Origin of the sequence: Pseudomonas silensiensis (assembly GCF_050434865.1) — a bacterium.
Classification (GTDB): Bacteria; Pseudomonadota; Gammaproteobacteria; order Pseudomonadales; family Pseudomonadaceae; genus Aquipseudomonas; species Aquipseudomonas fluorescens_W.
The window spans coordinates 122,535-147,483 of record NZ_JBNDJH010000008.1 but is presented as its reverse complement, the minus strand read 5'-3'; the positions used below and the strand labels follow the sequence as shown (position 1 = coordinate 147,483).

The window sequence follows — 24,949 nt, the reverse complement described above, 5'->3', positions numbered from 1 at the left end:
GCTGACATGTACAAACTCACGGTTGAAAATCTGTATAAACGTTTTGGTGACAACGAAGTGCTCAAGGGCGTCTCGTTGAACGCACGGGCAGGCGATGTGGTGAGCATGATCGGCGCCAGCGGTTCGGGCAAAAGCACGATGCTGCGCTGCATCAACTTTCTGGAACGCGCGGACGAAGGTGCCATTGAACTGGACGGCGAGCGCGTCATCACGCGCCCGGGTGCCGGTGGCATGCGCGTTGCTCATCCGGCGCAATTGCAGCGCTTGCGCACGCGCCTGGCGATGGTGTTCCAGCATTTCAATTTGTGGAGCCATCTGACGGTGCTGGAGAACATCGTACTGGCGCCGTGTCGGGTGCTGGGGATCAGCCGCAAGGCTGCGGAAGAAAGTGCGCGGGCCTATCTGGACAAGGTCGGTCTGCCGCAACGAGTGGCCGATCAATACCCGGCGTTTCTGTCCGGTGGGCAGCAACAGCGGGTGGCAATCGCGCGTGCCCTGGCGGTGGAACCGGAGATTCTGTTGTTCGACGAGCCGACGTCGGCACTCGATCCGGAATTGGTGGGTGAGGTGCTTAAGGTAATTCAGGCGTTGGCCGAAGAAGGCCGTACCATGTTGATGGTGACCCACGAGATGGGGTTTGCCCGGCAGGTTTCCAGCCAGGTGTTGTTCTTGCATCAGGGAAAGGTCGAGGAGCAGGGTGACGCTACGATCCTCGACCAGCCAAAAAGTGAACGTTTGCAGCAATTTCTATCGGGTCGTTTGAAGTGAGGCAAGACGTACATGGCGGATATCCGCGATCTGTCGATCGTGCTTGATCGTATCGATCAGGCAATCATCGAAGTGCTGCGCCACGAAGGGCGCATCACTTATCAAAAGCTTTCCGAGCGCGTGCACCTCACGCCCAGGCCGTGCCTGGAACGGGTGCGCAAACTCGAACAGCTCGGGGTCATTCGTGGGTATGGCGCGATTCTCGATGAAAAGAAACTGACGCCAGGCTTGTCGTTGCTGGTGCTGGTGGCGTTGTCCAACCAGAGTGGGCGTGCGGCGCAAAAGGCGTTCGAAGCCAAGGTCCGCGCCTGCCCGCAGGTGCTGGAATGTCGGTTGATCAGCGGTGCGTTCGACTACAGCTTGCGCATGCGTTGCCGGGACATGGAGCACTATCGGGTGCTGACCGAAGTCTGGTTCGATGATCCGGATCTGCACATCGACAAGTTGGTCAGCCATCCGGAACTGGCGATGGTCAAGACCACGATGGAATAGGTTTGGCAGATCAAAAAAATCGCAGCTTCGGGCTGCGATTTTTTTTGTCTGGCCGCCGCCGAATCGGCTGGGTTACACACGTTTTTCAGCCGTTTCCAGCACGCCGCAGCCACTTATCAACCGGGTTTTCCAGCCTGCGAAACAGACAATGAGTACCTCTCAACCGTCATTGAATCTGTGCCCATGCAAACCACCAATACTGTTTTGATGATTCGCCCGACACGTTTCTCCTTCAATCAGGACACGGCGGCGAACAACCGTTTCCAGCAGCCGGCCGACGTCAGCGAAGACGTTCAGCAAAAGGCCCTGCAAGAGTTCGATGGCTATGTTGCTGCACTGCGTCACCATGGCGTCGAAGTCATCGTGCACAACGACCGCGAAGCGCCGCATACCCCGGATTCGATCTTCCCCAACAATTGGTGGAGCAGCCATCCCGACGGCACATTGGTGCTGTACCCGATGCAGGGTCACAACCGGCGTCTGGAGCGGGACAAAGGCGTGCTCGACTGGCTGCGGGACGAGTACCGGGTCGAGCAGTTGCTGGACCTTTCCAGCCTCGAACAGCAGGAAGTGTTCCTCGAAGGCACCGGCAGCATGGTGCTGGATCGTCAGCAGCGGATTTGCTACGCCGGCTACTCCACCCGCACCCATGCTCGTGCGCTGGACCAAGTGGTCAATCATTTGGGTTACGAGCTGTGCGCCTTCAATGCAGTGGACCGCCAGGGCGTCGCGATTTACCACACCAACGTGATGATGAGTGTCGGCACGCGCCTGGCCGTGGCTTGCCTGGCGTCGGTCACGCAGCCGGCCGAACGCCTGGCCCTGCGTTCGCGACTGGAAGACAGCGGCAAGCAGGTCATCGCCCTGAGCTGGGAGCAGCTGGAATCCTTCGCCGGCAACATGCTGGAGGTCCACAACGCCGCGGGCGAACCTTTGCTGGTGATGTCGCGCACGGCCTGGCAATCGCTGGATGCCGCGCAACGTCGGTTGATCGAAGCCCACACCACGCCACTCCCCGTCAATATCGACACCATCGAGCGCATCGGCGGCGGCAGCGCGCGCTGCATGTTGGCCGAGGTTTTTCTGTCCAGACATCAGGTTACCCAGGAGCAAGTGCGATGATCGTTCGTCCAGCCACACCGGCAGATCTGCCGGCACTGTTAGCCCTGGCCCATAGCGCCGGAACCGGTTTGACCACCTTGCCGGCCGACGCGGGACGTCTGCGTCAGCGTCTGGAATGGGCGGCGAAAACCTTCGCCGGCGAGGCCGAGCGCGCCGATGCCGATTACCTGTTCGTGCTCGAGAATGACCAGCATGAAGCCATCGGCATTTGCGCGCTGGCCGGTGCCGTCGGCCTGCGAGAGCCCTGGTACAACTATCGACTGGGCCTGTTTGTCGCGGCCTCGAAAAACCTCGGGATCAATCAGCAGTTGCCGACGTTGTTCCTCGGTAACGACATGACCGGTCATTCAGAGCTGTGTTCACTGTTTCTGCATGCCGATCACCGCAGCGGTCTGAACGGGCGCTTGCTGTCCAAGGCGCGGTTCCTGTTTCTGGCGGAATTTCGTCAGCACTTTGGGGAGAAAGTCATCGCCGAGATGCGCGGCTATTCGGACGCAGAGGGCGTTTCACCGTTCTGGGAAGGCCTGGGGCGGCACTTTTTCAAGATGGACTTTGCCGATGCCGACTACCTGACCGGGCTGGGTAACAAGACCTTCATCGCCGAGCTGATGCCCAAGTTTCCGCTGCCGACTTGCTTGTTGCCGGAAGCAGCAAGAACCGTCATCGGTCGCGTCCACCCCAACACCGAACCGGCGCTGGGCATGCTCAAGGCTGAAGGATTCGAGCACCGCGACTACATCGACATCTTCGACGGCGGCCCGCTGATCGAATGCGCCACCGGGGATATTCGTGCGGTGCGTGACAGCCAGGTGCTGCAACTGAGTATCGGCACACCGGGTGAGCAGGCGGCGACTTACCTGATTCACAACCGCCAGTTTGCCGAGTGCCGGATTACCGCAGCACCGGCGCGGGTGGCTGCCGGGACGTTGATTGTTGATGCGCAGACTGCAAAGAGTTTGGGGTTGAGTGCCGGTTCATCGGTGCGTGCGGTGAGTCTGGCGGTGCCTGCACGACAATTGTCAGCAGCCTGATCAATCCTGCGGTCCGTAACAGTTGCCCTGTGGCGAGGGGATTTATCCCCTCGCCACAGGGGCTACAAGGACCGTGGTGCTGTCAGGTTCTGCCTCGAAGGACTTCACCAATACTGCGCCGTCTGGCATGCAATTCACTGGCATGGATCAATTGTTCTAGGTCTTCGGGGGTGACGTCGAAGAACGCTTCCATCTCCGCCAAGGCCAGTTTCAGGTCCTGGGCGGTGATCGCCTGGCTGTCGGTGGGCGGTCGGTCGGCCGGGACCCTGGACACCGGTTCGCTGGCGCGTTTTGGGTAACGAATGCGCGTCAGGTTGTTGTAGGCCAGGGCGCTGAGCAGCATGGTCGATCCGCTGAGCATCACCGGGCCGAGGGCTTTCCAGTCCAGGGCAATGGTCGCCGGGTCCGCCAACACCAACAGCAGCGCCAAGGCCCCGGCCGGTGGGTGCAGGCAACGCAGCCAGCACATCAGAATCAGCGCCATGCCGGCAGCCAGACAGGCACTGCCAAGGGTTCGTCCCAGCACGTGAGCGACCAGCAGCGAAACCACCCCGGCGCTGAGGTAGCCGCCAAGAATCGACCAGGGCTGGGCGAGGGCGCCGGAAGACACCGCGAACAGCAACACGGCCGATGCACCCAACGGACCGATCAAGTGCTGCGCCACTTGCATGCCGAAGACCTGGCTGCACAGCCAGACGCTGAACATCGTGCCCAGGGACATGCCGATGGCAGCGCGGCTCCATTCGGAGGGGCGGGTGTTGATGGCGGCAGGAAACCAGCGAGCGAACATGAGGCAGACGATCCGTTGAAAAAAACCGAGGCAAAAAAAAGGCTTAGCTGGGATACCCAGAAAGCCCTTGAAGTTGTTCCAACTATTGGGGGAGGAACGAGCACAGTGTGCCGTTCATTCCTGATGCTGACAAATTCATATTAATGCAGTTTGAGTGCATTAATTTTGCTGTAAGGCCACCCGGCGACCGCTCATGAAACACAGAAAACCGCCCATGGCGGTCAGCGCGCTCAGGGCATAAAACATCGTTGGCGCCGGGGTGTGAATCAGCAGGTAGCCGCAAATCACCGGGCTCAGGGCTCCGCCGAGGGCCGCAAGGTTTTGCGCACCGTAATAGCTGCCGCGCAATTCTTCCGGGGCCAGGGTGTCGACGAAGAGGAATTCGGCGGGGTAAATGATCATTTCACCAAGGGTGAAGATGAACATTGCCACGCACCAGCTCAAAAGGCTGTCAGCCAGGCTGAAGCCGATCAACCCGACGATGAACAAGGTGGTACCGCCCGCGATCCAGTAACGCAATTGTTCGCGCTTGAGGAAGCGGCCGATCTGGTATTGCAGCAGGATCACGCTGATCGCGTTGCAGGCGAGCAGGGCGGCCATGGTTTCCAGTGCCCGTTTGGAGTCGTGGGTCACCAGCAGGTATTGCGACAGGTACAGGGTGAAACGGCCGTGGACCACGGTGCTGAGCAGGCAGCCGCAGGTGAACATGATCAGCGTGCGGTCGTTTTTCAGGGTGACCAGTGTCTTGAGAAAACTCGCGGGCTGGCCAATTGCGGGTGTCTGGGCCGCGTCCTTGGGTATCCCGATCATCAGGAAAATACTGAAGAACGCGATGCCGCCGGCGATCAGGAACGGTGCAATCGGATACACGCCGGCAATCACCACGCCCAACATCGGGCCGGTGGCGTAGCCGATGTTGGTCAAGGTGTAGCGCAGGGAAAACGCCTTGGCGCGTTGGCCCATGGGCAGGTTTTCACTGAGGATCGCCTTCGAGCCGATCAGGAACAGCGCCGAGGCGGTTTCGGTGATCACCAAGGTGGCGGTGGTCAGGTAGAGGTTGTCGGCGAAGGTCAGCAGCACGAAGCCGATGGCGCTGGAGAGCATCGCCAGGATCAGCAGCCGGCGCTTCTCGAGGCGGTCGATGATGTAACCGCCGTAGAGCGCGAGCAGGGTGGCGATGAACACCGCGATGCCCAGCAGCAAGCCAACGTCCTGTTGGTTGAGGCCGAGTTTGTTGCTCAGGAACAACGTCAGCAGCGGGCTGGTGATGGCGCGGCTGACGACGATGGTCAGCGAAACGATCATCAACCGGCGGATAACGAGTGAGTAAGTGGCCACGGTGGTGCGGATGTCCTTATTTTGGTGTTTGGCTTGGGATCCACCCCTCACCCTAACCCTCTCCCCAGAAGGGCGAGGGGACTGACCGAGGTGTTTGGTCGACATATTGCGACCTGCAACATCGAGTCGAACTCAGATTTTGAAAGGCATGAAAATCTGCTCCCTTTCCCCCTCTCCCCCGTGGGGAGAGGGTTGGGGTGAGGGGTGGTTTTAACGACCACCCAAACCCCCAAGCCATGCACCCAGAGCCTCGACAGATTCCAACTCTTCAACCCGCCACAACTGCTCAAGCAGTTCTACCGCTTGCTCCCGCGGCATCACCCGCACCGCCAGACTGAAAAACTTCTCTTCCAGCGCCGCATCACTCAACGGATTGCCCGGCGCACCCAACGGCACTTCAACACACAGGCTCGCCTGCCGACCGTCCACGGTCCGCACGCTGACGACGGGCTCGCCATCCTCTGACAGTTGCGGGTCCACTTCAAGACGGATACGCGACATCCAGTGAGCAATCCGTGGATCGCCCCGTTGTTGATCGTCATACGCCTCCAACCGGCAATGACCCTGCACCAGCCGGGCCGCAAGGGCATACGGCAGGCTCATCTGCGCCGCCGCCAGCGTGCTGACGTCGCGTCCGCCGCACATGTCCTGAAGAAACCCACACAACGACACCCGGACATCCTCGACCTGATCCACGCTGACCTGCAGTTGATCCAGCAACAGGCCCAGCGCATCGATTGCCGAATGGGTTCCTCGGCACGCCGCATAAGGTTTGATCGAGCAGCGAGCGAGTTTCCATACGACGCCCAGATCGGCATCCAGCGCGTCAGGTTGTGAGCTCTCTCCGGCCAGGGTCTTCAGAAACCCACCCCAGACATCGTCGAACAACTTCGTCGGCCCGGTGATGCCTCGTTGGGCAAATCGTGCCGCCAGCAATCCACCCTCGGCGGCACGACCGCTGTGAAGTTTCTTGCTTTGCGAACCGTCGTGGATGAATGCCCACAACCCCCCACTGAAACTGCCGGCAATGCCCAGCGCCGAGACGGTTTGTGTGGTATCCAGTCCGAGAATTCGCGCACTGGCCGCCGCCGCGCCGAACACGCCGCAGGTGGCAGTGGAATGCCAGCCGGCGCCGTTGTGGGCCGAATAGCTGCCGCAGGCTTCGAGTACCCGGCGGCCGATTTCGTAGCCGATCACCACGGCCGTGATCAACTCCCGGCCATTCACCGGTTTGCCAGACATCGACACCGCCGCCATGACTGCCGGCAGTACCACCGCGCCGGAATGGTCGCAGCCACCGGTGTCGTCCAGTTCCAGGGCATGGGCGGCGACACCGTTGAGCATCGCAGCCTGAGCTGCGCCGGTGCGCTGATCGGTGCCCCAGATCAGCGTGTTCCCGGTTTCACCGTCGAACACCTGACGTGCCTGCTTGGCGACATCGCTACCAGCCCCGGCCAGCGTCGCGCCGAAGGTGTCGAGTATGTGCCGCTTGGCTTGGGCCACCAGTGCGGGCGGCAAGTCTTCGAATCGGGTGTCGACGCAGAACTGCGCCAATCGCTGCATCCGCTCGGTCATAGGAGGTAATCCCGATAATGGCGCTCATACACCGAGGCCGGATGATCCTCGGTCACCGGCAGCGCCGATCCGGCCCACCATTGAGCGACGTCGGCGCCCGTGGCAATCCACACGTCATCGTGCTGTTGAATCCCCTCAAGCAACTCGCGCAGTACGCCAATTCGCCCAGGTGTCGCAATGATTTCCGGATGCAGCCGCAGCACATAACACAACCCAAACCGGTGAAACCCGGCGAAGTCCATTTGCAGGTTGCCCAAGGTGTGGCTGTAAGAGGCGATCCGCGATTGCGCCGGCGGCACGGCCGGGCTCAGGTTGAAGGCGAAGTAGGGTTCGTCTTCCAGTTCGTAGTGCAACGGCAACTCGATGACGTCGGGCGCCGTCGGATGAGCGAATGGCAAATCATCGCCGCGCCATGACGAGGACCAGCGCATGCCGTGATCCTTCAATGCCTCGATGAAGCCCGGCGCACCGTTGCCGGCCGGGATGCGAAAGCCTGTTGGACGCTGACCCGTCAGCGCGGTCAATGCCTCACAGCCTTTGGCAATCTCGGCGCTTTGCTCGTTGAGACTCAGGGTGTCGTAGTTCTGATGGCGATACCCGGCGCAGGCGATCTCATGCCCACCGGCCAGGATTGCCCGAATATGCTCGGGGTTTTCCTCAGCGACAATACCGGGAATAAACCAGCTGCTGGAAACCCCCAGTTCATCGAACAAGCCGAGCAACCGGTCGACGCCGCGTTGAGTGCCATAGCGCCAGACCGACAGCGTCTTGTCGCGCCCGGCGACTTCTGGGGCCTGGGTGAGAATGCCGTGGATGTCGTTGTAATCGACGGTCAGTACCACGGCGCAGCGGTAGCCTTTTGGCCAGACAGTGGAATCAGCCATGGTGATGCTCCTTCAGCCACCACTGGGCGACATCGCGGCAGGTGGCGAACCACACGTCATCGCGCTGGCGCATGTGTTCGAAGAGTTTTTCCAGCAGCAGGATGCGTCCCGGTTTGCCGGTGATCTTGGGGTGGAACAGGGTGGTCAGGCACAGCCCTTCGTTCATGGCGCCGTCGTACTCGCGGCACCAGTTATCGAGGGTCAGCGCGTAGCTGGCGGTGCGGTCCAGCCCGGAAGGAAAGTCCGGCGCGCGGGTGTAGGCGAGGGAGGCGTAGTCGTCCATTTCCCAGCGGCCGGGGATCTCCACCAGCGGGGTGTCGTGGCCCGGCACTTTCACCAGGTACGGCCGGTCATCACCGCGCATGCTGCTGGAGTAAGTCACGCCGGCTTCCACCAGCATCGCCGGGGTTTCGGCGCGCCAGTCGCCGGACGGGGTGCGGAAACCTTCGGCGCGGATGTTCAGGTGCTTCCAGAACACCTCGCGGGATTTGTTCATCACGTCCTTTTGCTGGTCCAGCGTCAGGGCGTAAAAGGATTCGTGTTTGTAGCCGTGGTAGGCCACTTCATGCCCGCGCTCGACAATCGCCTGGCACTGTTTCGGCCAGTTCTCCACGACCCAGGCCGGGACGAAGAACGTCGTCGGGATGTGGTACTCGTCGAGCACATCGAGGATGCGTGGCAACGCCCGGTAAGGGCCGTAACCACCGAAACCGAAGTACTCGGGCTTGCGCCAGATCGAGCCGTTGAGCATGGCATCGCCGGTCGGGCCGTCGAGGTCGAAGGCCAGGGCGAGGCAGGCTTTGTGCTGGTCGGGCCAGGTGGGTTGGGGCGAGGAGGACATGGGTGTGGCGCTCTGGTTGTTGATCTTTGGTGCGGTCAAAATCGACCCCTCACCCCAACCCTCTCCCCAGAGGGGAGAGGGGGAAAGGGGGCCGATCTCCAGGGTTTTCAGAACCTGAGCTCGACTCGGTAATGCAGGTCGCAGAATTTCGAAAGATCACCTCGGTCAGCTCCCTCGCCCCTTTGGGGAGAGGGTTGGGGTGAGGGGTCGATTTCGAACCAGATTACTTCCCAGCGTTAATGGTCACAGTCTTGATCGCACCCAGCTCCAGATCCCATTTTTTCAGGATGGTCTGATACGTGCCGTCATCCACCATGCTCTGCATCGCCACCTTCACCGCTTCACTCAACTCAGGCTTTTTCTTGCTCACGCCAAGGCCGGTGAACTGCTTGGAGATCGGCAGGCCCACGGTTTTGTACATGTCCTTTTCCTGAGTCTTGAGGTACGGCAGGGTTTCGCTGCCTTGCATCGCGGCATCAATCCGGCTCTGGCGCAGTTGTGCACGGGCATCGGCCGAACCTTCGGTGCCGATCACCACGATGGCCGGTTTGCCGGCGGCTTCGCAGTTGGTTTTGCTGTATTCAGCAATTTCCGCCGGGAAGGTCGTACGACGGCTGGTGCCGACTTTCTTGCCGCACAGGTCGTTGATCTCGTTGAAATCCTTGTTCTTCTGCAAGGTGTAGAACTGCGGACCGCTGGTGAAGTAGTCGACGAAGGTCACGCTGGCCTGGCGTTCGGCGGTGTCGGTCATGCCCGACATCACCATGTCCACGCGGTCGGTGGTCAGCGCATTGATCATTTGCTCGAAGCCGGTTTCCTGCCATTTGATCTTCACGCCCAGACGTTCGGCGAGGGCGTTGCCCAGGTCGTAATCGAGGCCGGTGAGGGTGTTGGTGGCCGGGTCCTTGAAATCCATCGGCGGGTAGTTCGGCATGATCGCTACCACGACCTCACCTTTTGCCTTGATGCTGGCCGGCAGTTCGGCGGCGAAGGCGAAGCCGGAAGCCATAACGCTTGCGAGTACTGCGGGGATAACTATGTTCTTCATGGTCGTTCTCTTATGAGTGTTGTTACGCCAGCCGGCGCTTAGGTTCGAACGGCAGAAATGAAGCTTTGGGTGCGCGGGTTTTGCGGACTTATTAGTATTTCTTCGGGGCTTCCAGCCTCCACGATCTGCCCGCCGTCCATGAACACCATGCGGTTGGAGACTTCGCGAGCGAAGCCCAGTTCATGGGTGACGACGATCATGGTCATGCCGGTTTGCGCGAGGTCGCGCATCACCGACAGCACCTCACCGACCAGTTCCGGGTCGAGTGCCGAAGTAGGTTCATCGAACAGCATCAGCTTGGGCCGCATGGCCAGTGCACGGGCAATGGCGACGCGTTGTTGCTGACCACCAGAGAGTTCGATCGGGTAGCTGTTGCGCTTGTCGGCCAGGCCGACGCGAGCGAGCAATTCCACGGCTTCTTCGTGCGCCTCTTTGGGCGAACGCTTGAGCACCTGGCACGGCCCTTCGATGATGTTTTGCAGTACGGTCATGTGCGGGAACAGGTTGAAACGCTGGAACACCATGCCGGTGGACAAGCGTTGACGGGCGATCTGCGACTCATTGAGTTCGTGCAGTTTGTTGCCGACGATCCGGTAACCCACCAGTTCGCCGTCGACCCACAGGCCGCCCTTGTCGATTTTTTCCAGCTGGTTGATGCAGCGCAGCAAGGTGCTTTTGCCGGAGCCGGACGGGCCGATGATGCACAGCACTTCGCCTTGCTCGACTTCGATGTTGATGTCCTTGAGCGCGTGGAAATGGTCGTAGTACTTGTTCAGGCTCACGGCCTTGACGATGCTTCTCATGTTGAACTCCTCAAGAACGCTTGCCGGCGCCGCGAGCGAAACGACGCTCCAGACGGCTTTGACCGAAGGACAGGACGGTGACGGTGGCCAGGTACCAGATACCGGCGACGATCAGCAGCTCCATGACCCGGGCGTTGGCGTAGTAGATGTTCTGGGCGTTGTAGAGCAGTTCCGAGTACTGGATGACGCTCGCCAGCGAGGTCATCTTCACCATGCCGATGAACTCGTTACCGACCGGCGGAATGATGACCCGCATGGCTTGCGGCAGGATGATCCGGCGCAGCGCTTGCAGGCGCGGCATGCCGATCGACTTGGCGGCTTCGTACTGACCGGTGTCCACCGACAGCAGGCCGGCACGCACCACTTCGGCGGTGTAGGCGCCCTGGTTGATGCTCAAGCCGAGGAGGGCCGCCACGAACGGCGTCATCAGGCTCACGGTGTCCATTTCGAACAGGCCGGGGATGCCGATGGTGGGGAAGATCAGCGCCAGGTTGAACCACAACAGCAGTTGCAGGATCAGTGGCGTACCGCGAAACAGCCAGGTGTAGGTCACTGCCACGTAGCGCAGGATCGGGTTGGCCGACATGCGCATGATCGCGGTGATCACCCCGAAGACAATGCCCAGCGCCATGGCCAGCACTGCCATGATGATGGTGTTGAGCAAACCCCACATGATCGCCTGGGACGTGAGGAACTGGCCGATGTAAGACCACTCGATCTTGCCTTCGGCGAAGGCCCGCACCAGCCCGAGAATCGCAATGACGATGACGGTGGCGAAGAAAATCCGCCCGTAATAACGCCGTGGCACATGGTGGTACTGGGTGATATCGAACTGGTTTTCCGCCAGTTTGCGCTCCGCCTGGAGTCGTTCTGCCTGAGTCTGGCTCATGTTGCTTCTCCGTACACTTGGTAATTCAGGCCAACCACAATCCCTGTAGGAGTGAGCCTGCTCGCGATGGCGGTATTACATCAACATCGATGTTGACTGACCCACCGCTATCGCGAGCAGGCTCGCTCCTACAGGTTTTGTGTGCTGCTTTAGAGTCGGAAGCCGTGATAGTTCTCGGTCCACTCTTGCTGCGCGGCGAGCGCCGTTTTCAACCGGCCGATCTGCTCGCGCACCTGTTGCGGCGCGGTGCCGCCCCAGCCACTGCGGGCGGCGATGGCGGCTTCGAGGGTCAGGCTCTCGCGCACTTCAGCAGTCAACCGTGGATCAATCTCGGCCAACAACGCCGGGGAGGCTTCCCACAATTCGATGTCGTGTTTCTCACAGGCCTGGACCAGCGCACCGGTGATTTCGTGGGCTTCCTTGAACGGCACGCCGCGCATGGCCAGCCAGTCGGCGACTTCGGTGGCGAGGGTGAAACCCAGTGGCGCTTGGCGACGCAGCTCTTCGACGTTGACCTTCATGGTTGCGACCATCCCGGCCATGGCGGGTAGCACCAACAACAGGGTGTCGACACTGTCGAGCACGCCGTTTTTGTCTTCGCTCAAGTCGCGGTTGTACGACAGCGGCAAGGATTTGAGGGTGGAGAGCAGGCCGGTCAGGTTGCCGATCAGGCGACCCGCCTTGCCGCGGGCCAGTTCAGCGATGTCCGGGTTTTTCTTCTGCGGCATGATCGAGCTGCCGGTGGCGTAGGCATCGTCCAGGGCGACCCAGCGAAATTGGCGCGACGACCACAGGCAGAACTCTTCGGCGAGGCGGGAAATATTGATCCCGAGCATGCTGGCGATAAACAGGAACTCAGCAACGTGATCGCGGCTGGCCACGGCGTCGATGGAGTTCTCACACACGCCGCTGTAACCCATTTCCTTGGCTGATTGCTGAGGCAGGCGAGCGATGGCGGAACCGGCCATGGCCGCCGCGCCGAGTGGCGACAGCGAAGTGCGTACGTCCCAATCCACCAGGCGTTGCACGTCACGCAGCATGGATTGGGCGTGGGCCAGCAAGTGGTGAGCGAAAACGATCGGCTGGGCTTGCTGCAGGTGAGTGAACCCCGGGCAGATGCTTTCGATGTGTTGTTCAGCCTGATCCACCAGTGCTTGTTGCAGGGCCAGGACTTCAACGGCCAGGGTGCGGACGTGATCTCGCAGGAACAGGCGCAGGTCGTTGGCGGTCTGGTCGTTGCGTGAACGACCGGCGCGCAGCTTGCCACCGAGGGCGCCGAGGCGTTCGGTCAGCAGGCGTTCGATGAAGGTATGGACGTCTTCGTCGTCCAGGGTCGGTGCGATGCTGCCAGCGCGGAAGTCATCACCGATGCGCTCCAAGGCGTCGAGCATGGTCTGGGTTTCTTGTTCGCTCAGCAGCCCGGCGCGTTGCAGTTCACGGGCATGCGCCTTGGAGCCGGCGAGGTCGTACGGGGTGAGGCGAAAGTAGCGCTCGGGGCAACGGGACAAGGCCGCCAGGGCTTCGGATGGGCCGCTTTTGAAGCGAGCACCCCAGAGACGGTCGGTGGTTTGAGACATTGTTGTTTTCCTCGTCGGTAAAGCGAACTGAAATCGGTGTGCCGGGCCTGAAACACTCGCCGCAAATCAATGGGGCGTGGTGAGGCCTAAACATTATTCAAGGGCAGGGGAAAAGCGCAGTTGCATCGTTACGAGAGCTGATCGTAGTGTCAGCTTTTAATAGTTCGAAATCAGTGAGTTGGCACTGATGTGCGGGATTTATTAGCGGTTGCCAAGCCTGGTTTTCTGTGGTCATTATTATTTACCAGCACTATTTTTGTTGTTGGACACAGGTTGTTGAATAGGGCGCCAGAGGTAAATAGGCATTATGGAAACCCCACTTTCCAATTCAGGAAACCCGCCGCTGAAAACGGGCCATCGGGCACCGCTGACCCTCAGCGGTCTGGACTTCAAACTGCTCAAAGTGTTCAAGGCTGTGGTCGAGGCCGGCGGCTTCAGTGCCGCCCAGAACGAGCTGAATGTGGGACTGGCAGCCATCAGCAAACAGATCTCCGACCTGGAGATCCGCATCGGCATGCGCCTGTGCACCCGAGGTCGCGAGGGGTTTCACCTGACCGAAGAGGGCCGCCTGGTGTATCAGGCGTCCATTGATTTATTTGCCTCGGTCGACAACTTTCGTGATCGCCTTAGTTCAGCGCAAAACGAACTGATCGGTGACCTTGGCGTGGGGGTTATTGACAATACGATTTCCGACGTTAATTCGCCGTTAGTTGCTGCGCTTAGAATAATTAATGAGGCATCGCCGAAAGTAAGGTTCCAACTTCAAGCCTCTCAGTTGGATGAGGTGGAAAGAGGCGTGGTAGAGGGGCGGTTAGTAGCAGGGATTGTGCCGGTTTATCAAAAACGCGAAGAGTTTGATTACTACGCACTTTATGAAGAACGCTCCGAAGTTTATTGCGCGGTCGGCCATCCATTGTTCTCGGTGCCGGACGCAGAAATCGGTAGTCATGTGCTCAAGGATTACGAGTGCATCAACCACCGCTATGCGATCCATCGCGACAAACTGAACTTTGCCCATTACGACAGCTTTTCCGCCTCGGCCAGCCAGGTCGAAGCGGTGGCATTGTTGATCAAGACCGGGCGTTTCGTGGGTTTTCTTCCCCAGCATTACGCCGCCTCGATGGTGGCGCAGGGGCAGTTCCGCGCGGTGCGTCCGGACCTCATCAACATCGTCACGCCGTTCAATCTGATCCTGCGCCACAACACTGTGCGCAGTCCGCTGGTCAAAGCGTTTGCCCAGGCGTTGGGGGTTGATTTGAAGGCGCCGGCTTGATGATAAGCGTGCTCAGGTAACAGTAACTTTTTGCCGGCAACACCTACGGTTGTTGGTTATGCAGCAACACGAAATCGTTCTTGTCGAAACGCCCGCTCAACACCGGTTGCAAGTTACCCATGCGAGTGCCTTGCAACGCCTTGTAATCGTTCTGGTCCATCATCAGCCAGGTGGGCGCCGCGAGACTTTCCAGTTCTTGGGTCGATTCGGTGAAAACCGGCTGTAAGTCCTGCTCGATGTTGACCATGAACTTGATCGCCTTGGCGTCTTTTCCCATGACGTGCAGCACCAGAGGCGCCGGGTCTTTCTGGACCAGTGCGAATGCCGCGCGGCTGAAAGTCCGGGTGTCGTAGAGTCGGCGTTCAACCGGTTCGAATACCAGAATGTAGACCGACCACAGCGCCAGGACTGCGCAAAAGGCCAGTGTCTGAGCCCGCCAGTCGGGCCGAAAAAGCACCGCCAGCGCGATGACTTGCAGCACGCCAAGCATGATCAAAATTGCAGTCAGCGCCGGCATTTGCTCGGGAAAACGTCGGTGAGCGACCATCAATCCAACGACCAATAGAGCCGGGATCAACAACCACACCCCTTGCATCAACCCTCGCAACCACTCGAATACCCGACCCTGCATCACCTGAAACGGATACGCCGCAATGATCGCCGCCATGGGCAACATCGGCAGCAGGTACCGGGCCTTTTTGGCCTGGGGGATCGAGAGCCCGACCATCACGATCAAGGCGGCCGCCGTGCAGTACTGCAATAGGTGTAACGCGGGACCGGCCTGCCGAGGCGTTGTCAGCCAGACGGCGGCCAGTGCCAGCAATGCCAACGGATACGCGAGCGCATAGTTGCCCACTGAGCCGGTGAAGTAATACAGCGAACCGCTGACACCTTCGCTACCGTCCATGCGCCCCATGAACTGCATGCGCACCACGTCGTGCATGAAGTCCGGGCCGCCGACGGTTTCCGCCAGCCACAGCAGCACGCCAACGCACACGGCCAGCAGCACCGCCGCAATCAGGCCAAAACCAAAAAAATGCTGCCATTGTCGATTGAGCAAGAAATAGCTGCACAGCATGCCCGTTGGAATCACCAACCCGATCGGCCCGCGAACCCCGAAACCCAGCAGTAACAATACAAAAATCAACCACCACCGACGCTTTGCGGCGAAATGATCGGCGGCATAACCCAGGTAGAACACCGAAAAAGCCACCGCCGCGAGCATCAAATCCAGGGACACGGCACGGGTTTCAGTAACAAAGGTGTTGGTCAGCATCATCAGGGCGATGCTCAGCAACGCCCAGCGCTGGGAATAGCGCGCCAGCAGCCGGTACATCAACGTGACGATTACCGCCCCGGCAATGGCGCTCGGCAACCAGGCAGCCAAACTGTTGACCTGCCCGAACGGCAGCGACAGCAGCCAGATGAACAGTGTCGTCAGCGCAGAATAATCCGCATACGGCTGGCCATAGGTGGTCGGAAAAAAGCTCGGCCCGTGGCGCAGCATTTCCTCAGCGAACAGTACAAAGCGCGAATCGAAGCCGATCACTGCCTGCTGATATACCCCGGCGCTGAACAGCAGCAGCGCCAACAGCCCTAACCCCAGCGACTGTCGGCGGATACCGGGTGATGTCGCAATCAAGCGGTGACCGAAGCAGCGGGCCACTGCTGATAAGGAATCGGCAGATTGCGCGATTCACCGCGGCCCATCGGGAAGTACTTGAAGCCGGAGCGAGTCAGGCGATCGGCGTCGTAGAGGTTGCGTCCGTCGAAGATCACCGGTGCGTTGAGCCGCTGCTGGATCAGGCTGAAATCCGGGGCCTTGAACTGCTGCCATTCGGTGCAGATGATCAACGCGTCAGCGCCGGACAATACCGATTCCGGTGTGCCCATGAGCATCAACTTGGGTTCATCGGGATACAGTTGCTGGGTTTCCTGCATGGCTTCCGGGTCGAACGCGCGGACGTTGGCCCCGGCGGCCCACAGCGATTCCAGCAGCACCCGGCTCGGTGCATCGCGCATGTCGTCGGTGTTGGGTTTGAACGCCAGGCCCCACACGGCAAAGGTCCTGCCGCGCAAATCGCCCTTGTAGAACGCGTTGATGCGTTCGAACAGCTTGTGCTTCTGACGCTGATTGATCGCTTCCACCGCTTGCAGCAGATCGCTGGAGCAATGCGCTTCTTCGGCGCTGTGGATCAGCGCGCGCATGTCCTTGGGAAAGCACGAGCCGCCATAACCACAGCCGGGGTAGATGAAGTGGTAACCAATGCGCGAATCGGCGCCGATGCCCAGGCGCACCGATTCGATGTCGGCACCGAGGTGTTCGGCCAGTTCGGCGATCTGGTTGATGAAGCTGATCTTGGTCGCCAGCATGCAGTTGGCGGCGTACTTGGTCAGCTCGGCGCTACGCAGGTCCATGAACATGACTCGGTCATGGTTGCGGTTGAAGGGCGCGTAGAGGTCACGCATCACGTCACGTACCTCATCGCGTTCGCAGCCGATGATGATCCGGTCCGGGCGCCGGCAATCGGCCACGGCCGAGCCTTCTTTCAAAAATTCCGGGTTGGAGACGATATCGAACTGCAGCAAGCGGCCGACCTTGATCAGGCACTTGTCGATATGCGCGCGCAAGGTGTCACCCGTGCCCACCGGCACCGTGGATTTCTCCACCAGAATCACCGGTTGTTCACGATGACGCGCCACGGCTTCTCCCACCGACAGCACGTAACTCAGATCCGCGGAACCGTCGTCCCGGGACGGTGTGCCGACCGCGATAAACAACACCTGACCATGCTGAACCGCGAGTTTTTCGTCGGTGGTGAACTGTAGACGTTTGGCGTCGATGCCTTCGCGCACCAGGCTGGCCAGCCCCGGTTCGAAAATGCTCACGTGGCCTTGCCGCAACAGTTCGATTTTCTTCTCGTCAATGTCCATGCAGACCACGTCGTGGCCAACTTCTGCCAGGACGGCGGCTTGCACCAGACCAACATAACCGCTACCAAATACACTGATTTTCATGGGGCACTCCTGAGTTCGCGCGAGCGAGCAGGCCGAGAGTTGATGGTAATGACGCCAAGGATGACCAGGGCCACTCCGAGGCTTTTGGAAAGGCTGAATGCTTCGTTGAACAACGGCAGGCTGGCGGCCAGCAGGTACACCAGCGCGTAGCTGATGCTCAGCAGCGAATAGGCCCGGCCCAGCGGTAAATCCCGCAGGGCGGCGAGCCAGCAAAGCATCGACAGGGCGTAGGCCAGAATCGCGACCAGCACCACGGCAACCGCCGACAGATCGATGCTGGTGGTGAACCAGTGCTCGGGCGATGGCAGGCGACTCATGCTCCAGCGCATGCCCAGTTGCGCGGCACTGACCAGCAACACGCTGCCCAACGCGAAGGTGATTCCGCGACGCAGGTTCATGTGTGTTGCCCCAGCAGCACCACGCCACCGATCACCAGCGCGACACCCAACCAGTGGCGACGGTCGATGGTTTCGTGGAAAACGAAGCGGGCGACCAGGGTGATCAGCACGAAATTGAGGCTCAGCATCGGGTAGGCAATGCCGACTTCGAGGCGTTGCAACACCAGCAGCCACACCAGCAAGCCCAATCCCAGAGAGGCAAGCGCCAGCCATAACCACGGCGAACGCAGTTTCTCGCTCCAGCCCGACAACTGGCCGCGCCAGCTTTCAACGGCGTATTTCTGGGCGATCTGGCCCAGGCAGGTCAGCAGGCAGGCGGCCAAGAGCAGTAACAAGCTCATGACGCCTCCTGAGGAAAAATCAGAATCACAATGTTGCCTTGTTCATAGCGCTTGCCATCCTTGGGCAGTCGTTCGATTTCGCGCAATTCCTCGTCACCTTTGACGCGCATGACCACGCCGACCGAGCCACTCTGGCGGGCGTTACGCATCCATGCCTGAACCTGGTTCGGATGGACTTTCTGCTGTGCGCCGTCAGGATAGGCGAGGCCATATTTCAATTCGCCTATCGTGTTGTACAACGCCACGTCCGGGCGTTTCAGACGCCAGGCCAACGCCCCGGCGGCGCCGAGGTCGTTGCTCAGCAACTGGTCGGTCTGGCCGAGTTCCTGGGCATGCTCGAGGATGAATTGATCGGGCATCTTGTTGGCGACCACCGACTCGGGCAGCCCGGCCGGCAACAGGGCGATCAGCAACAGACTGCCGAAGGCCGGGGCCGCCCAGCATTGCAACGGTCTGAAGGCTTGCAGCAGGTTGGCCATGATCCAGCCGGTCAGGCCGATGAACACCAGCACCAGGTTGTGCAGTTCATGGTTGTAGAGCGGTTTTTTCAGTTGCAGGTAGACCAGGGCCACCAGGATTGTCAGGCCCAGCAGCAGGTTCAGCAGACCATTGATGCCCAGTACCCGGCCTTGCTCAAGTTTCAAGCGGTCCACCAGTGCGTGCCCCAGCAACAACGCCAAAGGCAACAGGCACGGCAGGATGTAGCTCGGCAGCTTACCTTTGCTCAGGCTGAAAAAAATCAGCGGCATCAGCAGCCACAGCAGCAGGAAAGCGATGTTGGCCTGGCGTCGTGTGCCCCACGCCTGTTTCAGTGCCGACGGCAGCAACGCCACCCACGGCAGACTGAAGGCGACCAGCAACGGCAAATAAAACCACCACGGTGCGTCATGCTGCGCGTCGTCGCCGGCGAAACGGCGAATGTGTTCATGCCAAAAGAAGAACCGCCAGTAATCGGGTTCCTGTGCGTGCACGGCCAAGGCCCATGGCAGGCTGACGGCGACGGCCACGACAATTGCCAGCGGGCCGTAGATCAGCAGTTCACGCCAGCGTTTTTGCCAGATCATCCAGGGCAGGGCGATCAGCACCGGCAGCAGCCAGGCAAGAAAACCCTTGGTCATGAACCCCATGCCGCAGGCCAGGCCCAACACCGCCCAACCGATCAGGCGCTGGCCTCGGCTGACGCTGTCGAGGGCAAACCACAAGGCCACCAGACTCAAATTGACCCAGAAGGTGAATTGCGGATCGAGGTTGGCGTAGCCCGCGGCGCCAGCGATGACGGTGAGACTCATGTAGAGCAGCGCGCAGGCAAAGCTTTTGCGCGGTTCGTTCCACATCCGGCGAGCGATCAGGTAACACAGCAACACACTCAACCCGGTGCTCAATGCGGAGGCAAACCGCACGCCGAACAGGTTGTCGCCAAACAACGCTTGGCTGGCGGCGATCATCCAGTAACCGGCCACCGGTTTTTCGAAATAGCGCAGGCTCATGAAATGCGGCGACACCCAATTGCCGCTCAGGAGCATGTCCTGGCTGATCTGGGCGTAGCGGGTTTCGTCGGGAATCCATAAGCCATGGCTGCCCAGCGGCAGCAGGTACGCCAGAGCGAAGATGGCCAGCAACAACGGTAATGCCCAGCGCTTGCTCATACGCCTTGCACTCCCAACCAGCCTTCGCGTCCTTCGAGGGAGCCGCGCAGTACCCGGCCGACCGGCAAGGTTTCGGGAGCCTCGGGCAGCAGATCGCCCAAGGGTTGAAAATGGATGTCTCGCTGGCGCGCATCGGCCAGCAGTTGACGAAAATCGTGGGCCATCAGAATCCCTTCTACTTCGGCGTGAATCGTGTAGACGTTGAGTTTTTCGGGGGTGAAGCGATCAAGAATGAAAGCGTTGAAGTCCTTGGCCGCCACGGTGGGGCCGACCACCTCATCGAACGTCGGCAGGTCCACCGGAATCTGCGGCGCACCCAAACCACCATCGGCCAATCTCGGCTGGAACAGGCTCTGGCCGCGACAGTCGCTGTTGTAGCGAAAGTTGAAACCTTGCTTGGCCTCGATCACACGCTCGTCCGCCCGCCAACCTGCGGAGGCCGAACACCAGATGTGTTGCCCGAGGATGTCGCTGAGTTCATCCACGCCTTGACGTATCTGCTCCACCAGTTGCGTGTCGCTCCAGCGCCCGGCATTGGCCTGCCAGCCGTGATGATCCCAGGCGTGCAGGCCGACTTCATGCCCGGCTGCCGCGGTTTGACGCATCAAATGCCCAAGATCACGGCCGATCGGTTTGCCGGGCCACGCGGTGCCGGCCAGCAAGATGTCCCAGCCGTAGAGGCCCGCGGCGTTGGAGCGGAGCATTTTCCAGAGGAATTGCGGACGGATCAGGCGCCACAAGTGGCGCCCCATGTTGTCCGGCCCGACGCTGAAAAAAAACGTCGCCTTGACCTGCGCTTCATCGAGGATTTCCAGCAGCCGCGGCACCCCTTCACGGGTGCCGCGGTAAGTGTCGACATCAATCCGCAGACCTGCCCGCATTAGCGCTTGTCCGCGATTTCGAGCATGGCCTCGCGCAAGAAGAAGTCCAGCGTATTGCCGATGGTTTCACTCATCTCCACGGTCGGCGTCCAGTCCAGCAGGCGCTTGGCGTTGGCGATGCTTGGTTTGCGGTGCGACACGTCCTGATAGCCGGTGCCGTAGAACGCTTTGCTTTCGACGTCGCGGAACCCGGCGAACGGCGGGAAGTTGTTGCGCAAAGGGTGCGCTTCGAACTGACGCAACAGCTCCTCGCCCAACTGGCGAATGCTGGCCTCGTTGTCCGGGTTGCCGATGTTGATGATCTGGCCGTTGCAGGCGTCGTTGTCGTTGTCGATGATCCGCGCCAGCGCTTCCACGCCGTCGGCAATGTCGGTGAAGCAGCGTTTTTGCTCACCGCCATCGAACAGGCGAATCGGCGTGCCTTCCACCAGGTTCAGGATCAGTTGAGTGATCGCGCGGGAACTGCCGATACGTGCCGAGTCAAGGCGATCGAGGCGTGGGCCCATCCAGTTGAAAGGACGGAACAGCGTGAAGTTCAGGCCTTTCTGGCCATAGGCCCAGATCACCCGGTCGAGCAGTTGCTTGGAGATCGAGTAGATCCAGCGCTGTTTGTTGATCGGACCGACGATGAGGTTGGAAGTGTCTTCGTCGAAGTTTTGGTCCTGGCACATGCCATACACTTCGGAGGTCGACGGGAAGATCACGCGTTTGTTGTATTTGACGCAGTAGCGAACCAGTTTCAGGTTCTCTTCGAAGTCCAGTTCGAACACGCGCAGCGGGTTGCGGGTGTACTCGATCGGCGTGGCGATCGCCACCAATGGCAGGATCACGTCGCACTTCTTGATGTGGTATTCGATCCACTCGGAGTGGATGCTGATATCACCTTCGACAAAGTGGAAGTTCGGATGGCTGCGCAGACGCTCGATGGCGTCCGAGCCGATGTCCAGGCCATAGACCTCGTATCGGTCGTCGCGCAGCAGACGCTCGGACAGGTGATTACCGATGAAGCCATTGACGCCGAGGATCAGCACGCGGGTGCGACGCGGAGCACGACCGGATTCGGCACCGCGCAGCACGGAACCGTCCACCAGACCCAGTTCGTTGGCCAGTTGTGGGCCGCTGAGGTACAGGCCGTTGTCGTTACGCTGGCCGGCGGTGATCACCAGGGAGTCTTCGCCGCAGGCGATGCGCAGCGGGTCGACGCTGATGACGCGACCAGGCGCTTGACCTTCATTGCCCTTGGCGACTTCTGCGCTCCAGACAATCAGCTTGTGCTCGCCCACGGCGCAGAAGGCGCCCGGATAAGGCTGGGTGACGGCGCGAACCAGGTTGAACAGTTCTTCCGCCGGTTTTTGCCAAACCAGTTTGCCATCGGCCGGTGTGCGACGACCAAACACTGTGGCTTGGGATTCGTCCTGCGCCGTTTCACTGACTTTGCCGGCGAGCAACGCTGGCAAGGTGTCGCGTAGCAGGTCAGTAGCGGCCAGACGCAATTTGCCGTGCAGGCTCAGCGCCGTGTCGTTTCGCTCAATCGCCACCGTTTTCTGGGCGAGGATGGCGCCGGCATCGGCCCGTTTGACCATGCGGTGCAGGGTCACGCCGGTTTCGGTTTCACCGTTGACCAGTACCCAGTTGGCCGGCGCACGACCACGGTAGCGCGGCAACAACGAGCCGTGCAGGTTGAAGGCACCTTTGCTGGCCGTGGCCAGCAGCGGCTCGCTTAACAGGTTGCGGTAGTAGAACGAGAACAGGTAATCCGGGTTGAGCTTGGCGATGCGCTCGATCCATAGCGGGTGGTTGGCATCTTCCGGGGCGTGCACCGGGATGCCCTTGCGTGCGCACAGTTGTGCAACGGAGCCGTAAAACGCGTTTTCCTTCGGATCATCGGCGTGGGTGAACACGGCGGCAATTTCAAAGCCCGAGCTGAGCAGGGATTCGATGCCAGCACAGCCAATATCGTGATAGGCGAAGACAACAGCTTTTGCACTCATGAGTGAACCTGATCTGTAGAAATGGAGGTGAGACCGTCAACGGTGACAACGGGAGCCGGGGCAGCGGGTTGGTTACGCAGGACTTTTTCGATAAAGAACCGGGGGCGGGCGCGGACGTCGCCGTACATGCGACCCAGGTACTCACCCAACAGGCCCATGCCGATGAATTGGCCGCCGGTGAAGATGAACAGCACGGCGAACAGCACGAACGTCCCGTCGCCGGCCCAATGGGCGCCGAAGGCCAGGCGCAACACGATCAACGTCGTGGCAAACAGCACGCCGAGCGCTGCCATGCCGAAGCCGACAATGCTCAACAAACGCAGGGGGGTGGTGGTCATGCAGGTGATCAGGTCGAACATCAGGTTGACCAGGCGCATGGGGCTGTACTTGGATTCGCCGTGTTCGCGCTCGGCGTGGGTCACGAGGATTTCCGTGGTGTGCCGGGCGAAGCTGTTGGCGAGGATCGGGATGAAGGTGCTGCGTTCGCGGCAGGCGAGCATGGCGTCGACGATGGTTCGCCGGTAAGCGCGGAGCATGCAGCCGTAGTCGGTCATGGCGACACCGGTGGAGCGCTGCACCGCCAGGTTGATCAGCTTCGATGGCCAGCGGCGCAGCGCCGAGTCCTGACGATTGCTGCGCACGGTGGCGACCACGTCATAACCCAGCTCGGCCTGAGCCACCAACCGCGGGATCTCTTCGGGCGGGTTTTGCAGGTCGGCGTCGAGGGTGATGACCACATCGCCCTTGCACTGCTCGAAACCGGCCATGATTGCCGCATGCTGGCCGTAGTTGCGGTTGAGAATAACCGCTACGAACGGGCTGCCTTTGAGCGATGCGGCCTGTTCCAATATTTGCGCCGAGTCATCGCGGCTGCCGTCATCGACCAACACAATCTCGTAGTCATGGTGCAATTGCTGACACGCCGCTTCGGTACGCCGGAGCAACTCGGGCAGGCTGTCTTGCTCGTTGTAGACCGGGATGACGATCGACACGCAGCGGATCGGGTAAGGTTTCACAGGCTTCTTTCCACACTGTTTTCAATGGCACCGACCACACGATCGACGTCATCGAGGGTCATGTCGGGGAACAACGGAATCGAGCACAGCCGTGCCGAGTTCCATTCGGTATTAGGCAGATAGATGTTGGGGAAGCGCTGGCGGTAGTAGGTGTGCAGGTGAGTGGCGATGAAGTGAATGCCGGTGCCGATGTTCTGTTCCTGCAGAGCCTTCATGAACGCTTCACGGTCCAGCCCGCAGCGCTCGGTGTCGATGCGCAGGATGAACAGGTGCCAGGCGTGCTGTTGCGCATAGGCTGGCAGGGCCAGGGGTTGCACCGGCAAACCTTCCAGTCTCTGTAAATAAGCGCCGGCCAGCTCCGTGCGTTTGGCGTTGATTTCGTCCAGTCGCTTCAGCTGCACCAAAGCGATGGCGGCGTTGATGTCGGCAAGGTTGTACTTGAAACCGGGCTCCATGACCTGAGCCTGGGGTTTGCGGCCATGGGTCAGGCGGTCATACGCGTCGACCCCAAGGCCGTGAAACTTGAGCATGCGCACGCGACTGGCCAGGGCTTCGTCATCGCTGACGAACATGGCACCTTCGGCGCAGGTCATGTTCTTGATCGCGTGGAACGAGAAGATCGCCGTGCCTTTCGCGCCAACATGCCGCCCTTTGTAGAAGGTGCCTGCGGCGTGAGCGGCATCTTCGATGACGGGGATGCCATGTTTGTCGGCCAACGCATAAAGCGGATCGAGATCGAACGCGGCACCGGCGTAGTGCACCGGGATAATGGCTTTGGTGCGCGGCGTGATCGCGGCTTCGATGCTGGCCAGGTCACTCATCAGCGTGTCGCGATCAACGTCGACGAACACCGGGGTCGCGCCCAACAGGCAGATCATGTTCGCGGTGGAGACCCAAGTCTGCGACGGTGTAATGACTTCATCGCCCGGACCAATGCCCAATGCCAGTAACGTGATGTGCATCCCGCCGGTGGCCGAGGACAGTGCCACGGCATGACGACACCCCACGTAGTTGGCGAATTGCTCTTCCAGCTCCTGATTTTTCGGCCCGGTAGTGATCCAGCCGGAGCGCAGTACTTGCTCTACGGCGGCAATTTCTTCATCGCCGATACTGGGGCGGGAGAAGGGGAGAAAAGCCTGACTCATGGGCACCTCGGGGCTAAAGAGTGAATAGCCTGTGAGGCTAAAAAAATTTTGGATCCAGTGCAAGTGTAGACGCTAAAACAAA

23 protein-coding genes are annotated in these 24,949 nt (G+C 60.2%); 5 read left to right on the top strand and 18 right to left on the bottom strand.

Annotated elements, in window-relative coordinates; genetic code table 11:
* The first annotated feature begins 6 nt into the window (after positions 1-6).
* From QF010_RS14080 to astA, 4 genes are all read left to right on the top strand, one after another.
* Positions 7-768, top strand: a complete 762-nt coding sequence (locus QF010_RS14080; RefSeq protein ID WP_008155281.1) for an ABC transporter ATP-binding protein — start codon at positions 7-9, stop codon at positions 766-768.
* Between the two features lie 12 nt (positions 769-780).
* Entirely contained in the window at positions 781-1,260 is a 480-nt protein-coding gene (locus QF010_RS14075; protein WP_007974731.1) for an Lrp/AsnC family transcriptional regulator, read from the top strand.
* A 183-nt stretch (positions 1,261-1,443) separates the two neighbouring features.
* Entirely contained in the window at positions 1,444-2,382 is a 939-nt protein-coding gene (ctlX, locus tag QF010_RS14070; RefSeq protein WP_429533336.1) for a citrulline utilization hydrolase CtlX, read from the top strand.
* Positions 2,379-3,413 (top strand): arginine N-succinyltransferase, encoded by a 1,035-nt coding sequence (gene astA / locus QF010_RS14065; RefSeq protein ID WP_429533335.1) that lies wholly within the window; start codon positions 2,379-2,381, stop codon positions 3,411-3,413. Before ctlX ends, astA begins: the two co-directional genes overlap by 4 nt.
* 82 nt (positions 3,414-3,495) lie before the next feature.
* Here astA and QF010_RS14060 read toward each other — a convergent pair whose 3' ends face one another.
* From QF010_RS14060 to argH, 9 genes are all read right to left on the bottom strand, one after another.
* Positions 3,496-4,203, bottom strand: coding sequence for an HPP family protein (locus tag QF010_RS14060; RefSeq protein WP_429533334.1), 708 nt, complete (start codon positions 4,201-4,203; stop codon positions 3,496-3,498).
* Between the two features lie 159 nt (positions 4,204-4,362).
* The gene (locus QF010_RS14055; RefSeq protein WP_429533333.1) at positions 4,363-5,541 is read right to left on the bottom strand and encodes an MFS transporter; all 1,179 of its coding nucleotides are present in this window, start codon (positions 5,539-5,541) and stop codon (positions 4,363-4,365) included.
* A 210-nt stretch (positions 5,542-5,751) separates the two neighbouring features.
* A complete protein-coding gene (locus tag QF010_RS14050; RefSeq protein ID WP_429533332.1) occupies positions 5,752-7,116 on the bottom strand; it encodes an MmgE/PrpD family protein in 1,365 nt (454 codons plus the stop codon).
* Positions 7,113-8,000: a polysaccharide deacetylase family protein gene (locus QF010_RS14045; protein ID WP_429533331.1), complete on the bottom strand. Its 888-nt coding sequence runs from the start codon at positions 7,998-8,000 to the stop codon at positions 7,113-7,115. The genes QF010_RS14050 and QF010_RS14045 overlap by 4 nt, the downstream gene beginning before the upstream one ends.
* Positions 7,993-8,841, bottom strand: coding sequence for a polysaccharide deacetylase family protein (locus tag QF010_RS14040; protein ID WP_033054774.1), 849 nt, complete (start codon positions 8,839-8,841; stop codon positions 7,993-7,995). The genes QF010_RS14045 and QF010_RS14040 overlap by 8 nt, the downstream gene beginning before the upstream one ends.
* Before the next feature lie 223 nt (positions 8,842-9,064).
* Positions 9,065-9,889 carry an ABC transporter substrate-binding protein gene (locus QF010_RS14035; RefSeq protein ID WP_429533330.1) on the bottom strand — a complete coding sequence of 275 codons (825 nt, stop codon included), beginning with the start codon at positions 9,887-9,889 and terminating at the stop codon, positions 9,065-9,067.
* 38 nt (positions 9,890-9,927) lie between these two features.
* The gene (locus tag QF010_RS14030) at positions 9,928-10,692 is read right to left on the bottom strand and encodes an amino acid ABC transporter ATP-binding protein (RefSeq protein ID WP_033054778.1); all 765 of its coding nucleotides are present in this window, start codon (positions 10,690-10,692) and stop codon (positions 9,928-9,930) included.
* 10 nt (positions 10,693-10,702) lie between these two features.
* Positions 10,703-11,581, bottom strand: coding sequence for an amino acid ABC transporter permease (locus tag QF010_RS14025; protein ID WP_429533329.1), 879 nt, complete (start codon positions 11,579-11,581; stop codon positions 10,703-10,705).
* Between the two features lie 149 nt (positions 11,582-11,730).
* Entirely contained in the window at positions 11,731-13,158 is a 1,428-nt protein-coding gene (gene argH, locus QF010_RS14020; RefSeq protein ID WP_046053547.1) for an argininosuccinate lyase, read from the bottom strand.
* A gap of 307 nt (positions 13,159-13,465) precedes the next feature.
* On the opposite strand from argH, the gene QF010_RS14015 reads away from it, so the two are divergent.
* A complete protein-coding gene (locus tag QF010_RS14015) occupies positions 13,466-14,431 on the top strand; it encodes a LysR family transcriptional regulator (RefSeq protein ID WP_429533328.1) in 966 nt (321 codons plus the stop codon).
* Positions 14,432-14,474: 43 nt separating this feature from the next.
* On the opposite strand, the gene QF010_RS14010 is transcribed toward QF010_RS14015, so the two are convergent.
* From QF010_RS14010 to arnB, 9 genes are read right to left on the bottom strand one after another with little or no spacing between them, the layout of a single operon-like run.
* The gene (locus QF010_RS14010; protein ID WP_429533327.1) at positions 14,475-16,073 is read right to left on the bottom strand and encodes an ArnT family glycosyltransferase; all 1,599 of its coding nucleotides are present in this window, start codon (positions 16,071-16,073) and stop codon (positions 14,475-14,477) included.
* Positions 16,070-17,449 carry a UDP-glucose dehydrogenase family protein gene (locus QF010_RS14005; protein WP_429510030.1) on the bottom strand — a complete coding sequence of 460 codons (1,380 nt, stop codon included), beginning with the start codon at positions 17,447-17,449 and terminating at the stop codon, positions 16,070-16,072. The genes QF010_RS14010 and QF010_RS14005 overlap by 4 nt, the downstream gene beginning before the upstream one ends.
* On the bottom strand, positions 17,446-17,847 hold the full coding sequence (arnF, locus tag QF010_RS14000) for a 4-amino-4-deoxy-L-arabinose-phosphoundecaprenol flippase subunit ArnF (RefSeq protein ID WP_033054790.1): 402 nt from the start codon (positions 17,845-17,847) through the stop codon (positions 17,446-17,448). The genes QF010_RS14005 and arnF overlap by 4 nt, the downstream gene beginning before the upstream one ends.
* Positions 17,844-18,188 carry a 4-amino-4-deoxy-L-arabinose-phosphoundecaprenol flippase subunit ArnE gene (arnE, locus tag QF010_RS13995; protein ID WP_033054791.1) on the bottom strand — a complete coding sequence of 115 codons (345 nt, stop codon included), beginning with the start codon at positions 18,186-18,188 and terminating at the stop codon, positions 17,844-17,846. The genes arnF and arnE overlap by 4 nt, the downstream gene beginning before the upstream one ends.
* The gene (gene arnT / locus QF010_RS13990) at positions 18,185-19,834 is read right to left on the bottom strand and encodes a lipid IV(A) 4-amino-4-deoxy-L-arabinosyltransferase (RefSeq protein ID WP_033054792.1); all 1,650 of its coding nucleotides are present in this window, start codon (positions 19,832-19,834) and stop codon (positions 18,185-18,187) included. Before arnT ends, arnE begins: the two co-directional genes overlap by 4 nt.
* Complete coding sequence (gene arnD / locus QF010_RS13985) at positions 19,831-20,715, bottom strand: 4-deoxy-4-formamido-L-arabinose-phosphoundecaprenol deformylase (protein ID WP_033054794.1); 885 nt, start codon at positions 20,713-20,715, stop codon at positions 19,831-19,833. Before arnD ends, arnT begins: the two co-directional genes overlap by 4 nt.
* Positions 20,715-22,706 carry a bifunctional UDP-4-amino-4-deoxy-L-arabinose formyltransferase/UDP-glucuronic acid oxidase ArnA gene (gene arnA, locus QF010_RS13980; protein WP_033054796.1) on the bottom strand — a complete coding sequence of 664 codons (1,992 nt, stop codon included), beginning with the start codon at positions 22,704-22,706 and terminating at the stop codon, positions 20,715-20,717. Before arnA ends, arnD begins: the two co-directional genes overlap by 1 nt.
* Positions 22,703-23,722: an undecaprenyl-phosphate 4-deoxy-4-formamido-L-arabinose transferase gene (gene arnC, locus QF010_RS13975; RefSeq protein ID WP_033054797.1), complete on the bottom strand. Its 1,020-nt coding sequence runs from the start codon at positions 23,720-23,722 to the stop codon at positions 22,703-22,705. Before arnC ends, arnA begins: the two co-directional genes overlap by 4 nt.
* A complete protein-coding gene (gene arnB / locus QF010_RS13970; RefSeq protein ID WP_429510023.1) occupies positions 23,719-24,867 on the bottom strand; it encodes a UDP-4-amino-4-deoxy-L-arabinose aminotransferase in 1,149 nt (382 codons plus the stop codon). Before arnB ends, arnC begins: the two co-directional genes overlap by 4 nt.
* Positions 24,868-24,949: the final 82 nt, after the last annotated feature.